Raw genomic sequence first — 12,720 nt, forward strand, 5'->3', positions numbered from 1 at the left:
GCGGGCCGCGCCGCGGCGCCCATGCCGCGGCCGATCCGGCGATAATGCCGGCATGACCGCCGACCGCCTCGTCGCCCCGGCCGCCAGCCGCGAGGACGACGCCCTGGATGCCAGCCTCCGCCCGCGCCGCCTGGCCGACTACCTCGGCCAGCAGCCGGTGCGCGAGCAGCTGCAGATCTACATCGAGGCCGCCAAGGGCCGCGGCGAGGCGCTCGACCACGTGCTGATCTTCGGCCCGCCGGGCCTCGGCAAGACCACCCTCTCGCACGTGATCGCCAACGAGCTGGGGGTGAACCTGCGGGTCACCTCCGGCCCGGTGATCGAGAAGGCCGGCGACCTGGCCGCGCTGCTGACCAACCTGCAGCCGCACGACGTGCTGTTCGTGGACGAGATCCACCGCCTCTCGCCGGTGGTCGAGGAGATCCTCTACCCGGCGATGGAGGACTACCAGATCGACATCATGATCGGCGAGGGCCCGGCCGCGCGCTCGATCAAGCTCGACCTGCCGCCGTTCACCCTGATCGGCGCCACCACCCGCGCCGGCCTGCTGACCGCGCCGCTGCGCGACCGCTTCGGGATCGTGCAGCGGCTGGAGTTCTACTCGGCCGAGGAGCTGACCCGGATCGTGCGCCGCTCCGCGCAGATCCTCGGCATCGCCTGCGACGGCGAGGGCGCGGCGGAGATCGCGCGGCGCTCGCGCGGGACCCCGCGGATCGCCAACCGCCTGCTGCGGCGGGTGCGCGACTACGCCCAGGTGCGCGGCGGGGGGGCGATCGACGCCGCCTGCGCGCGCGCCGCGACCGACATGCTCAAGGTCGACCCGGAGGGCTTCGACGAGCTCGACCGCCGCCTGCTGGGCACCATCATCGAGGCCTTCGACGGCGGGCCGGTCGGGGTGGAGTCGCTGGCCGCCGCGCTGAGCGAGGAGCGCGGCACCCTCGAGGACGTGATCGAACCCTACCTGATCCAGCAGGGCTTCCTGGTCCGCACCGCGCGCGGGCGCGTCGCCACGCCCAAGGCCTACCGCCACCTCGGCCTGGCCGCGCGCGCGCCGGCCGCCGGCCTGTTCGGGGACGGCGATGGCTGAGCCGTTCCGCTGGCCGGCGCGGGTGTACTGGGAGGACACCGACGCCGGCGGCGTGGTCTACCACGCCCGCTACCTGGCCTTCCTGGAGCGCGCGCGCAGCGAGTGGATGCGCGCGCTCGGGCTCGGCCAGGAGGCGCTGCGCCGCGAGCACGACCTGGTGTTCGCGGTGCACGCGATGGACCTGCGCTTCCACGCCCCGGCGCGGCTGGACGATCAGCTTGCGGTCAGTGTGCGCCTGCTGGAATGCGGCGGCGCCAGCCTCGCGCTGGCGCAGCAGGTCGAGCGCGCGGGGCAGGCGCTGGTCGCGGCGGGGGTGAGGATCGCCGCGCTGCGCGCCTCCAGCTTCCGGCCGTGCCCGATCCCGCGCCCGCTGCGGGCGCTGTTGCAACCCCTGGTGGAGACCCCCTGATGTCGCTGTCGCTGCTGCAATCGCTGCCCCAGGCCCTGCCCGAGCCGGACGCGGCGCACGCCACCGCGCTGGCCGGCGATGCCGCCGCCCCCGCCGCCGCGCACGCCCAGAGCCTGGACATCCTGCAGCTGGTGCTGCACGCCAGCCTGCCGGTGCAGCTGGTGATGGCGCTGCTGCTGCTGGCCTCGCTGGCGTCGTGGGTCATCATCTTCCGCAAGAAGCGCGTGCTCGACCGCGCCGAGCGCGAGGCCGACCGCTTCGAGGAGACGTTCTGGTCCGGGGTCGAGCTGCCCAAGCTGTACGCCGCCGCCAGCGAGCGCAACCGCAGCATCGAGGGGCTGGAGGCGATCTTCGAGGGCGGCATGCGCGAGTTCAACCGCATCCGCCAGCGCCGCGGGGTGGACGCGCGGATGCAGCTGGAGGGCGCGCAGCGGGCGATGCGCGCGGCCGCCTCGCGCGAGCTGGACGGGCTGGAGCGCAACCTCGAGTTCCTCGCCAACGTCGGCTCGATCAGCCCCTACGTCGGCCTGTTCGGCACCGTATGGGGGATCATGATCTCGTTCCAGGGCCTGGCCAACGTCAAGGAGGCGACCATCGCCACCGTCGCCCCGGGCATCTCCGAGGCGCTGGTCGCCACCGCGATGGGCCTGTTCGCGGCGATCCCGGCGGTGTGGGCCTACAACCGCTTCGCCACCCGCACCGAGCGGATGGCGGTGCGCTACGACACCTTCAGCGAGGAATTCGCCTCGATCCTGCAGCGCCAGGCGCACCTGGACGACTGAGGCGCGCATGGCCACCGCTTCCTGCCGCCGCCTGCGCAAGCGCAAGCTCAAGGCCGAGATCAACGTCGTTCCGTACATCGACGTCATGCTGGTGCTGCTGATCATCTTCATGGTCACCGCGCCGCTGCTGAACGTCGGGGTGGACGTGAACCTGCCGCAGTCCGACGCCAAGCCGCTGGAGCAGAGCAAGAAGCAGCCGGTGGTGGTGCAGGTCGGCCGCGACGGCGCGCTGGCCCTGACCTACGAGGGCCTCAAGCGCCCGCAACCGGCCGACCGCGCGACCCTGGTGGCGCGGGTGCGCGCGTTCGTCGCCGCCGACCCGCAGCTGCCGGTGTACGTCGCCGGCGACCGCGACGTCAGCTACCAGGCGGTGTACGAGGTGCTGACGCTGCTCCAGCGCGAGGCCAAGGTCGCGCGCGCCGGGCTGATGGGCGTGCCGGCCGACGCCGGCGCGGGGCGCTGAGCGGGGCCGGATGAGGGAGACCCGCGCCGACACCCGGCTGGCCCTGATGCAGGCGATCGGCCTGCACCTGGTGCTGCTGTCGCTGCTGCTGGTGGGCTTGCGCGTCGCGCGCCCGCCGCCGGCGCCCCCGCGCGGGGACGTGGTCGAGGCCGACCTGATCGCGCCGGGCCAGCTCAGCCCGGCCCTGCAGCGGGCGCTGCAGCGCAGCCCGCAGGCGGAGGCGCCGAAGCCGCCGCCTCCCAAGCCGGAACCGTTGCCGACCCCGCTGCCGGAGCCGACCCCGCCGCCGGCGCCGGTGCGCAGCCTGCCGCCGCCGGTCCCGGAACCGGCGCCGGTCGCGCAGGAGAAGGTGCAGAAGGACGGCCAGGCCCCGACGCCGGCCAAGGTGCCGCGCGAGCAGGAGGAGAAGCGCCGCGCGCCGGACCAGGCCGAACTGGACGCGCAGCGCAGCGCCGAGCTGGAGAAGCAGCGCCAGCGCCAGCTCGCCGAGGTGCGCCGCCAGCTCGAGCAGGTGCGCCAGGAGCGCACCCAGGCCGAGATGCGCGCCCAGCAGCTGGCGGACGCGCGCGCCCAGGCCAGCCGCGAACCGCTGCCGGCGCCGGGGCGCCCGGACAGCCTCGATGCCAAGCGCGCCAGCTACGGGGTGGCGATCACCACCGCGGTCGAGCGCCAGTGGCTGCGCCCGGACAGCATCCGCCCCGGCCAGCGCTGCCAGGTGCTGATCGTGCAGGTGCCCGGCGGCGAGGTGGTACAGGTGCAGATCGCGCCCGGCTGCCCGTACGACGAGCTCGGCCGGCGCTCGCTGGAGGCGGCGATCCTCAAGGCGTCGCCGCTGCCGTATGCCGGCTACGAGGACGTGTTCCAGCGCCGCCTGGTGCTGTGGTTCGAGCCTTCGGAATGAACGCCGGTATGGCAGGATTCATGCCGGCGCGCGCGGCATGCGCGACAGTTCCGCCCCATTGCCGATGAGGACCGCCATGCCCCGCATCCTGCGTCTGTTCGCCGCCGCCCTCCTGCTGGTGCTGGCCCCGCTGGCCGGCGCCCAGCAGAGCGGCATGCTCGAGCTGGACGTGATCGGCGGCCGCGCCGCGGCGCTGCCGATCGCGGTGGTGCCGTTCGGCGGCGACTGCGGGCCGACCGACGTGGCCGGGGTGGTGCGCGCCGACCTCGCCCGCTCCGGGCAGTTCCGCCCGCTCGATCCGGCCAGCCTGCCGGAGCGCCCGACCCGCGGCAGCGAGGTGGCCTATCCGACCTGGCGCATGCTCAAGCAGGACTTCCTGCTGGTCGGCCGCTGCCTGCCCGAGGGCGAGGGCTACCGCACCGAGTACGAGCTGTTCGACGTGGCCAAGCAGGAGCGCCTGCTCGGCTTCGCCCTGACTGCGCCGGCGGCGTCGATGCGCGACGTCGCCCACCAGATCAGCGACGCGGTGTACGAGAAGATCACCGGCACCCCCGGTGCGTTCTGGACCCGGATCGCCTACGTCACCGCCACCGGCCTCGGCCGCAACGCGCGCTACGCGCTGGTGGTGGCCGATGCCGACGGCTACAACCCGCGCACGGTGGTGACCTCCAGCGAGCCGCTGATGTCGCCGGCGTGGAGCCCGGACGGGCGCAAGCTGGCCTACGTCAGCTTCGAGGGCGGCAATTCCGGCATCTGGATCCAGGACATCGCCAGCGGCAGCCGCGAGCGCATCACCAGCTTCCGCGGCATCAACGGCGCGCCCGCGTTCTCCCCGGACGGCAGCAAGCTCGCGATGAGCCTGTCCAAGGGCGGCAACCCCGACATCTACGTGATGGATCTGGCCAGCCGCCACCTGACCCAGCTGACCAACCATTTCGGGATCGACACCGAGCCGGTGTGGAGCCCGGACGGCGCCACGATCTACTTCACCTCCGACCGCGGCGGCCGCCCGCAGATCTACCAGGTGCCGGCCAGTGGCGGCGGCGCCACCCGGGTGACCTTCGAGGGCAGCTACAACGCCAGCGCCAGCGTGTCGCCGGACGGCAAGAAGCTGGCGGTCGCGCAGGGCGCCGGCAACACCTACCGCATCGCCCTGCTCGACCGCAGCTTGGGTAGCCCGCGCTGGAGCCTGCTCTCGCCCGGCTCGCTCGACGAATCGCCCAGCTTCGCCCCCAACGGCGCCATGCTGCTGTACGCCGCGCGCGAGGGCCGGCGCGGCGTGCTGTACGCGGTGTCGACCGATGGCCGGGTGCGCCAGCGCCTGGTGCTGGCCGAGGGCGACGTGCGCGAGCCGGCATGGTCGCCGTTGCGCAAGCGATAGCCCGCCGCGGCCGGGCATGGGTAGACTGCCACCACACGCTGTTTCCGCCACACCATCAGGACGAGGGATCCGATGAAGACTTCCGCCAAGCACGTGGTTCGCCTGCTGTTCGTGGCCGCCCTGGCCAGCACCGCCGCGGTCGGCTGCAGCAAGAAGACGGTCAAGGAGCCGCCGCCGGCGCAGACCGGCCCGGTCGGCGGGGCGAGCACCACGCCGATCGCCGAGACCCCGCGTCCGGGCGCCTACACCCCGGCCGACCTCGAGACCGACAGCTGCCTGCGCCAGCGCGTGGTTTACTTCGACCTCGACCAGGACGCGCTGAAGCCGGAGTTCCAGTCGATCATCGCCTGCCATGCCAAGTACCTGCGCGACCGGCCGTCCGCGCGCCTGCGTCTGGAGGGCAATGCCGACGAGCGCGGCAGCCGCGAATACAACCTCGGCCTCGGCGAGCGCCGCGCCAACGCGGTGTCCTCCGCGCTGCAGGCCAACGGCGCCTCGCCGACCCAGCTGACCGTGATCAGCTACGGCGAGGAGCGCCCGGTCTGCACCGAGTCCAACGAGGCCTGCTGGTCGCAGAACCGCCGGGTGGAACTGGTCTACACCGCCAAGTGATGCGCGCGCCGATCGCCATCGCGCTGCCGGCGGCGCTGCTGGTCGCGGCGTCGCCGGCGCTGGCCCAGCGCGCCAGCTTGGCCGACCGGGTGGCGGCGCTGGAGGCGCGCGCCGCTGCCGACCAGGGCGCCACCGAGCTGGTCAACCAGATCGGCCAGCTGCGCAGCGAGGTGCAGGACCTGCGCGGCCAGATCGAACAGCTGCAGCAGCAGCTCGAGCAGCTGCGCCAGACCCAGCGCACCCAGTACCTGGACACCGACGGCCGCCTGCAGCGGCTGGAGGGCGGTGCCGGAGCCTCCGCGCTCGCCCCGGCGCCAGCGCCGGCGGCGACCGCGCCGATGCAGGCGGCGTCGCCCGCGCGTCCGCCTGCTGCCGGTGCCCCCGCCGCGACCGCCCCTGTGCCGGCCACGCCGGTGTCGCCCGCCAGCCCGCCCGCCAGCGGCGGGCAGGACGAGCGCGCCGCCTACGACCGCGCGTTCGATGCCCTCAAGGACGGCGACTACGTCGAGTCCGCGCGCCGCTTCCGCGACTTCCTTGCCGCCTTCCCGGCCGGCGCGCTGGCCCCGAACGCGCTGTACTGGCTGGGCGAGAGCTACTACGTCACCCAGAACTACGCGCTGGCCGCGCAGCAGTTCCAGCTGCTGCTGGACCGCTACCCCAGCCACGACAAGGCGCCGGGTGCGCTGCTGAAGCTCGGGCTGTCGCAGTACGGGCTCAAGCAGTACCCGCAGGCGGAGGCCACCCTGCGCCAGGTGGTCAAGCGCTACCCCGGCACCGACGTGGCGCGCACCGCGGACGACCGCCTGCGCTCGCTGGCGCTGGTCGGCGGGCGCTGAGCCCGCCGACCGGCATTTTCAGGGGGGCAGCGCGCGCCGCTACAATCCGCGCATGCAGGCCGTCGCCGACCCGATCGCCGCGGCGGAGCCCGCTCCGCCCGCGCGGCTCAAGCTCACCGAGATCTTCCTGTCGCTGCAGGGCGAAGCCCGCGACAGCGGCTGGCCCACGGTGTTCGTGCGCCTGACCGGCTGCCCGCTGCGCTGCCAGTACTGCGACACCCCCTATGCCTTCCACGGTGGGCAATGGTGGGAGATCGACGCCATCCTGCAGGAGGTGGCCCGCCACGGCGCGCGCCACGTGTGCGTGACCGGCGGCGAGCCGCTGGCGCAGAAGCGCTGCCTCGTGCTGCTGGAGAGGCTGTGCGACGCCGGCTACTTGGTCTCGCTGGAGACTTCCGGCGCGCTCGACATCGCCGGCGTGGATGCGCGGGTGTCGCGCGTGCTGGACATCAAGACCCCCGATTCCGGCGAGGTGCAGCGCAACCTGTGGGCGAACCTGGGGCTGCTGACCGCGCGCGACCAGGTCAAGTTCGTGATCTGCTCGCGCGCCGACTACGACTGGGCGCGCGCGGTGCTGGCCGAGCATCGCCTGCCCGAGGTCTGCGACGTGCTGTTCTCGCCCAGCGCCGGCCAACTCGCCCCGCGCGCGCTGGCCGACTGGATCGTGGCCGACCGCCTGCCGGTACGCTTCCAGGTGCAGCTGCACAAGCTGCTGTGGAACGACGAACCGGGCCGCTGACCCGCAACAGGAGCCGCTTCCCGCCATGTCCCCGTCCGCGCCACCTGCCGTCGTGCTCGTCTCCGGCGGCATGGATTCGGCCGTCGTGCTCGCCCTCGCGCGCGCGGCCGGCTTCGCCCCGCATGCCCTGAGCGTGCGCTACGGCCAGCGCCACACCTCCGAGCTGGACGCCGCCGCGCGCGTCGCCCGCGCGCTGGGCGCGGTGGCGCACAAGACCGTGCACGTGGACCTGCGCAGCATCGGCGGCTCCGCGCTGACCGACGACATCGCGGTGCCCACCGATGCCGACGGCCACGTGATCGGGCAGGGCATCCCGTCCACCTACGTGCCCGCGCGCAACACCATCATGCTCTCGGTGGCGCTGGGCTGGGCCGAGGTGCTGGGCAGCAGCGACCTGTTCTGCGGCGTCAATGCGGTGGACTACTCCGGCTATCCGGACTGCCGCCCGGAGTTCATCGCCGGGTTCGAGGCGCTGGCCAACCTCGCCACCAAGGCCGGGGTGGAGGGCCGCCGCTTCCGCGTGCACGCACCGCTGCTGCGCATGAGCAAGGCCGAGATCGTGCGCGAAGGCCTGCGCCTGGGCGTGGACTTCGCGCTGACGGTGAGCTGCTACCAGGCCGATGCCGACGGTCGCGCCTGCGGCCACTGCGACGCCTGCCGCCTGCGCGCGCAGGGCTTCGCGGAGGCCGGCGTGCCGGATCCGACCCGCTACCGCGACGCGCCGGCCGCGCCCGCCGGCCTGCGCTAGAATGCACGCCCCGCGCGCCGCGCGGCGCCCCGTGGGCCGTTAGCTCAGTCGGTAGAGCATCGGACTTTTAATCCGCTGGTCGTTGGTTCGATTCCAACACGGCCCACCATTTCCGTGCGGCAACCGGTCTCCGAATCGGACTCAACCCGCCGGTCGCAGGTTCGATTCCAACACGGCCCACCACTTTTCAACGCCCAACCTCTATCGGTTGGGCGTTTTCGTTTCCGGGTTCCCCGACGCCGCGCGGGGTTCGGCGGCGTTCTGCGTGTGCCACGCAGTGAAGCCGCACCGCCCGAAAGTCGCCCAGTTCGACTCTCTTTTGCTCTCTCTTCTCTCAAAACCGGCGCCAACTTCTTGGCGGAAGCGCACGCAGGCGGCCTCGTACGTCAATGACTTGCACGTGCGTCACTGCCATCGGTTGTCCATCGTGCTTGGATGAGCAAGGCATCAAGCCTGCACGGGGCTCAATGCTGCAGCACAGGGCATCGAGTACAGCCCCGGGCGCCCCTGCACGACCTGGACGAGGGCCCGGTATGCAACGAGTGGCCCTTCGGCTTCCGGCTTGCCCTTGTCGCGCGTCTTGACCTTGAACACGTCGATGGGCTTGGCGCTGTCGAGCCCGGCACGCCGCATGACCTGTTCGGCGGTGCGGGGCTCCCCCTTGAACGACCACAGGGCCTCGAACACTGCTGCCTGAGCCTCGGTCAGCCGGATCGGGCCGTGCGGCCAGTCGGGCAGCGTGACCCAGCGGAAATCCGCCGAGAAAGGCCCCTTCACCGGCGTCCTTGGATCGCTGGCCTGCGGTGCTGGCGGCTCTCCCGTCGGGGCGATGAACGAGATGCCGCCTCCGTAGAAGGCGAAGCGATCCTCCAGAGCCAACCACTCCACGGCCGGGCCGAAGGGCGCCCCGCGCGTCTCGCGCGGCTTCGGCGTGATGACGCGGATCGGCCCGCCTGCGACCCGCACCCGCTCCAGCAGGGCCGGCTCGCGCCATAGCCGGATCAGATCGCGTGCCAGCAGGACTGGCGAGCACCGGGAATCGCCAAGGCGCCACACGCCATCGCCGAGGGCGTCGATGCCATCGCGGCTCTCGATCGAAAGCGCCAGCCGCAGCTTTCGGCGCAGCCACTCCTCGTCCAGCGCCAACGCGGCCATGTCGTCGGCCTCGACGGCCACCGGCCCGCACTCGGGGCACTGACAACTACACCCCCGGCGCCCGCCGCCCCAGACCTGCGCCCGGTGCTGGTGGCAGTAGGGACACAGCACGAATCGCTGGTCCAGGGTCGTGGGCTTCACCGCCTGCCCGAGGGCCGGCAAGGCGGCGCTCTCGCGGGGAGAGAGCGCGGCTCGAAGGATGGGCGTGCCGCCCGCGAACAAGCGGCACACCAGGGCCCAGGCGTCGTGCGTGGCCACCGGTTAGTCCTCGCCAATCGTGGAGGGATGCGGCTCAGGATTGGCAGTTCCCGCTTCCGGCGGCGCTTCCCGGACGTTCAGCGTCTGGCCGGGCTGCAAGATGCCCAGCGAGACCAGGTAGCCCTCCAACTGCGCCTGCAACGCGGCATCGAACTTGTGCAGGTTCAGCCGTCCGCGACGCGTCACCTCGACCGTGACGACCTTGGAACGAGCCTTTCCGGCCTCGGGCGGGTAGTACAGGTTGATGCGTGCCGCCGTGATCAACCAGCCGCGGGCCAGCGGGTCCTCACCAGGGAACTCCTCGCGCAGCAGTTCGGTGACGCAGCGCTGCTCGCTGGAGGCCATCGCCGTGCAATCGAGCTTCAGTGCCGTGCTCGGGCTCAACATCGAGATGGACTTGACCTGCAGCGCCACGAAGCCGTCCGCCACGGCCTGCGGCACATCGAAGCCCAGGCGCAAGACCGACAGGTCCAGCGTCGGCGGCTTGATACGGTGCGCGTCCACCTTGACGCCCAGCAGGTGCTCGGCGAAGGCGTCCACGAGCATCTGGTGGTACTTGGCGCCCCCGCGCACGAGGGTGCGAACGACCCCGGTGGCGACGGCGTACTCCAGCACCATGTGGATGTTCGGATTGCCGACGCGCCGAGTAAGCGTCGCCCCTTCGAACTCCAGGCGCAGCATGGCCAGGTCCTTGACGTGGACCGTCAGCAGGAACACGCCGGGGCGGCGTTCCACCAGGTAAGCCACGCTGCCGTCGCCGCACTGCAGTTCGCGCTCATAGAAGGCCGAGATGGCCTGGCGCAGCGCGGCCAGAGCGGCATCCGAGGTGTTCGGCCGACGCTTCACGCCGAGGTCGTGCTGCTGGGCTTGCGATCCGTGGCGCTCCAGGTAGTCGAACTCACAGGCCCGCTCGAACAGCGCCGGGTGGTTGGCATACAGCCAGAAGGAGCGGTGGGTATCGCTCCGGCATCCCACCAGGCCCAGCAGCGCGGCGCCGTCCCCGGCGGCAGCCTGGAACATCGCCTGCTTGCCGGCCGGGTCGGCCAACTGGATGCTGGCCATGAGGTTGCCGATCAGACGGTCGCGGGCGGCGACGTCGGGCCAGGCGCGAACGGCCTCCACCAGCGCCTGTGAGGTGCGCGGCGTGTCCTCCCAGTCGAAATCGGCGGCCACGGGCAGGCCGTGCGAGGCCAGGAAAGTGCTGAGCGTCGTGTCCACCGGCAGTTCGAGCAGCACGTCGACGAAGGTCTTCTTCATCTTCTCGGTCCTTTCCGCAAGAGGTGTCGAGGGCTGCGGACCGATGGATCGGGCACGCGGGCCGGCGACGGGGTTACCGAACGGGCATCTCGCCGGAGTAAAGTAGCGAGATACAGCGCGATTGTGTCCCGCCCCATTCCGCCTGTCAATCATCGCGGCACGTCTGGCGCTTTTTTGTATATCGTGGCTATACTTTTGGGTCTGTTTTCCTACACTGACAGTCGATTCGAGACGGGACATCGCCATGGCTTCGGCGTTTGGAGTACGCCTGCGGCGTTTGCGCGAGGCGAAGAAGTTGACCCTGCAGCAGGTGGCCGACGCGGTCGGCTGCACCAAGGCCTACATCTGGGAACTGGAGATGAAGGAGGGTCAACGCCCCTCGGCCGAGCGCGTGCAGGCGCTGGCCAAGGTGCTGGGCGTCACGATGGAGGACATCATGGGCGAGCCCATGCCCCAGGTCCCCGAGGCCAGCCCCGAGGATGTGGCCTTCTTCCGTGCCTATGCCGGCATGACCGAAGCAGAGAAGGACCGGGTGCGCCAAGCGCTGAAGATCATCTTCCCGGACAAGGATCTGCCGGAAAGCAAAAGGTGAACACGCCCCCGGCCCTCAACGGCGCGATCGCCGCCAACAAAGTCCACCACTGGTTGCGGGCTTGGTATGGCGCGGACGTGCCCGAGGCCGTCGATCTCGATGTCGTGCGGCAGATGCTGCCGACCACGCCCTACGGCAAAGGGGTTCGGGAGATTCGTCCGCCGGTGCAGTTCAACGACGATGCCTTCGAGGGCCTGCTGGCGCGGGACCCCGGTGACCCTGAGGTCTGGGGTATCGCCTACAACGGCACGGTCAGCCCGCAGCGCCAGCGATTCACCATTGCGCACGAGCTGGGCCACTTCGTCCTGCACCGCGACCAGCAGTCGCGTTTCAACTGCGACAAGGACAGCGTCCACTCCGGCCACGAGACGATGCGTCTGATCGAGCGCGAAGCCGACGACTTCGCCAGCAATTTGCTGATGCCCGGCGATCGGCTGCGCGAGTGGATCTCGAACCGACGCATCGATCTGCACGTCCTTAGTGCCATTGCCAAGCGCTTCCAGGTCTCGTTCGAGGCGTTGTGCATCCGCTTCATCAAGTTCACCCCGCAGCGCGCGATCCTGGTCTACTGGGACAACGGTTACGCGAAGTACGAATGGCGCAGCAGCAGCGCCGTGAGAACCCGGGCACGCATCCGGCGCAGCGGCGATCCGCAAGAGCCGTTGCCCGGCACGCTCGCCGCCGACGCGAGCGTCGAGCAGGCATGGGATGGCGTCGAGATGTCCGCCGCGATCTGGTGCCCGGAGGAAGCCCCCCACATGAAGCTGCGCGAGTTCAAGCACAGCTACACCTCGAGAGATCGCGTCCTGACCCTGCTGCTGTTGGAAAGTGCCGAGCCGCGCGCTTGGGATCGATCCTGGCAGGATGGCGAAACTCTCGATGCCGTAAATTGGCGACAGTAGGCTGTGTAGAGATCGTTCTGGAGGCATCCATGCTTTCGTTTGCCACCGAGTTTCCAGTTGAAGCGGATCGAACCACCGTGGACTTCCTTCAGGCGATGGTGACCTGGATATCCGGGTCTCCGCATACTGGATTGTCTGCCGAAATGCTTCGGGATCTGCTACAGAAGGACGAGGCGCATGTCGAGAACGGAAAAGAGAAAGTTCAATCGCTCCTTGCCACTTCGCCCGACGTCGATCTCGCCGGCATCCGCTACAGCAGGCACGACAATGATCTGGAATGGCTGACGACCGTCGTGTTTTCGAGAACGTCGTCCGACGCCTGGGTGGGTGTTCGTGTCGAGTGCGAGTCTCAGCATGCCGCGGCTCGGTACACCTTCACGCTGCCCAAGAGCGGTAGTGATTGGCGAGGTGGGCTGAACGCAGCCAGCGACATCGGAAGGCTGTTGTTCTGAAGTCCAAAGTCCGCAGCGGCGCGCGCCTCCCGTTCAAATGGCGTGGTTGCATTTGAAGTATCGGTCAGGGCAAGCCCGCGCATCCCCGCCAGAACCCGTTACGCGAAGTACCCTCGATTCCTAGCATGAGCGGCGTTTCCCATCGA

15 protein-coding genes and 1 tRNA gene are annotated in these 12,720 nt (G+C 70.7%); 14 read left to right on the forward strand and 2 right to left on the reverse strand.

Annotated features, from left to right (window positions below):
• Positions 1–52: 52 nt before the first annotated feature.
• From ruvB to ML340_RS05725, 11 genes are all read left to right on the forward strand, one after another.
• Positions 53–1,087 (forward strand): Holliday junction branch migration DNA helicase RuvB, encoded by a 1,035-nt coding sequence (gene ruvB / locus ML340_RS05675; protein ID WP_240097579.1) that lies wholly within the window; start codon positions 53–55, stop codon positions 1,085–1,087.
• Positions 1,080–1,496 carry a tol-pal system-associated acyl-CoA thioesterase gene (gene ybgC / locus ML340_RS05680; RefSeq protein WP_240097581.1) on the forward strand — a complete coding sequence of 139 codons (417 nt, stop codon included), beginning with the start codon at positions 1,080–1,082 and terminating at the stop codon, positions 1,494–1,496. The genes ruvB and ybgC overlap by 8 nt, the downstream gene beginning before the upstream one ends.
• Positions 1,496–2,278 (forward strand): protein TolQ, encoded by a 783-nt coding sequence (tolQ, locus tag ML340_RS05685; RefSeq protein ID WP_240097583.1) that lies wholly within the window; start codon positions 1,496–1,498, stop codon positions 2,276–2,278. The genes ybgC and tolQ overlap by 1 nt, the downstream gene beginning before the upstream one ends.
• A 7-nt stretch (positions 2,279–2,285) precedes the next feature.
• Positions 2,286–2,741: a protein TolR gene (tolR, locus tag ML340_RS05690; protein ID WP_240097585.1), complete on the forward strand. Its 456-nt coding sequence runs from the start codon at positions 2,286–2,288 to the stop codon at positions 2,739–2,741.
• Positions 2,742–2,751: 10 nt separating this feature from the next.
• Positions 2,752–3,642: a cell envelope integrity TolA family protein gene (locus ML340_RS11925; RefSeq protein ID WP_275672622.1), complete on the forward strand. Its 891-nt coding sequence runs from the start codon at positions 2,752–2,754 to the stop codon at positions 3,640–3,642.
• A 76-nt stretch (positions 3,643–3,718) separates the two neighbouring features.
• Positions 3,719–5,023, forward strand: coding sequence for a Tol-Pal system beta propeller repeat protein TolB (gene tolB, locus ML340_RS05700; RefSeq protein ID WP_240097586.1), 1,305 nt, complete (start codon positions 3,719–3,721; stop codon positions 5,021–5,023).
• Between the two features lie 72 nt (positions 5,024–5,095).
• The gene (gene pal, locus ML340_RS05705; protein WP_240097588.1) at positions 5,096–5,635 is read left to right on the forward strand and encodes a peptidoglycan-associated lipoprotein Pal; all 540 of its coding nucleotides are present in this window, start codon (positions 5,096–5,098) and stop codon (positions 5,633–5,635) included.
• Positions 5,635–6,471 (forward strand): tol-pal system protein YbgF, encoded by an 837-nt coding sequence (ybgF, locus tag ML340_RS05710; protein ID WP_240097589.1) that lies wholly within the window; start codon positions 5,635–5,637, stop codon positions 6,469–6,471. Before pal ends, ybgF begins: the two co-directional genes overlap by 1 nt.
• Positions 6,472–6,523: 52 nt before the next feature.
• A complete protein-coding gene (queE, locus tag ML340_RS05715) occupies positions 6,524–7,210 on the forward strand; it encodes a 7-carboxy-7-deazaguanine synthase QueE (RefSeq protein ID WP_240097590.1) in 687 nt (228 codons plus the stop codon).
• Positions 7,211–7,235: 25 nt separating this feature from the next.
• Positions 7,236–7,958, forward strand: coding sequence for a 7-cyano-7-deazaguanine synthase QueC (gene queC / locus ML340_RS05720; protein ID WP_240097591.1), 723 nt, complete (start codon positions 7,236–7,238; stop codon positions 7,956–7,958).
• Between the two features lie 33 nt (positions 7,959–7,991).
• Positions 7,992–8,067, forward strand: a tRNA-Lys gene (locus ML340_RS05725).
• Between the two features lie 338 nt (positions 8,068–8,405).
• Here ML340_RS05725 and ML340_RS05730 read toward each other — a convergent pair.
• Complete coding sequence (locus tag ML340_RS05730) at positions 8,406–9,371, reverse strand: hypothetical protein (RefSeq protein WP_240097593.1); 966 nt, start codon at positions 9,369–9,371, stop codon at positions 8,406–8,408.
• Positions 9,372–9,374: 3 nt separating this feature from the next.
• Positions 9,375–10,628 carry a hypothetical protein gene (locus tag ML340_RS05735; protein WP_240097595.1) on the reverse strand — a complete coding sequence of 418 codons (1,254 nt, stop codon included), beginning with the start codon at positions 10,626–10,628 and terminating at the stop codon, positions 9,375–9,377.
• Positions 10,629–10,872: 244 nt separating this feature from the next.
• Between ML340_RS05735 and ML340_RS05740 the strand changes: the two genes are divergently transcribed.
• The 3 genes from ML340_RS05740 to ML340_RS05750 are packed head-to-tail and all read left to right on the forward strand — an operon-like array spanning position 10,873 to position 12,574.
• Positions 10,873–11,220: a helix-turn-helix domain-containing protein gene (locus ML340_RS05740; RefSeq protein WP_126624723.1), complete on the forward strand. Its 348-nt coding sequence runs from the start codon at positions 10,873–10,875 to the stop codon at positions 11,218–11,220.
• Entirely contained in the window at positions 11,217–12,122 is a 906-nt protein-coding gene (locus ML340_RS05745; protein ID WP_221768407.1) for an ImmA/IrrE family metallo-endopeptidase, read from the forward strand. Before ML340_RS05740 ends, ML340_RS05745 begins: the two co-directional genes overlap by 4 nt.
• A gap of 29 nt (positions 12,123–12,151) precedes the next feature.
• On the forward strand, positions 12,152–12,574 hold the full coding sequence (locus ML340_RS05750; protein ID WP_240097597.1) for a hypothetical protein: 423 nt from the start codon (positions 12,152–12,154) through the stop codon (positions 12,572–12,574).
• The last annotated feature ends 146 nt before the right edge of the window (positions 12,575–12,720 follow it).

It is taken from the genome of Thermomonas flagellata (genome assembly GCF_022419185.1).
Taxonomy (GTDB): Bacteria; Pseudomonadota; Gammaproteobacteria; order Xanthomonadales; family Xanthomonadaceae; genus Thermomonas; species Thermomonas flagellata.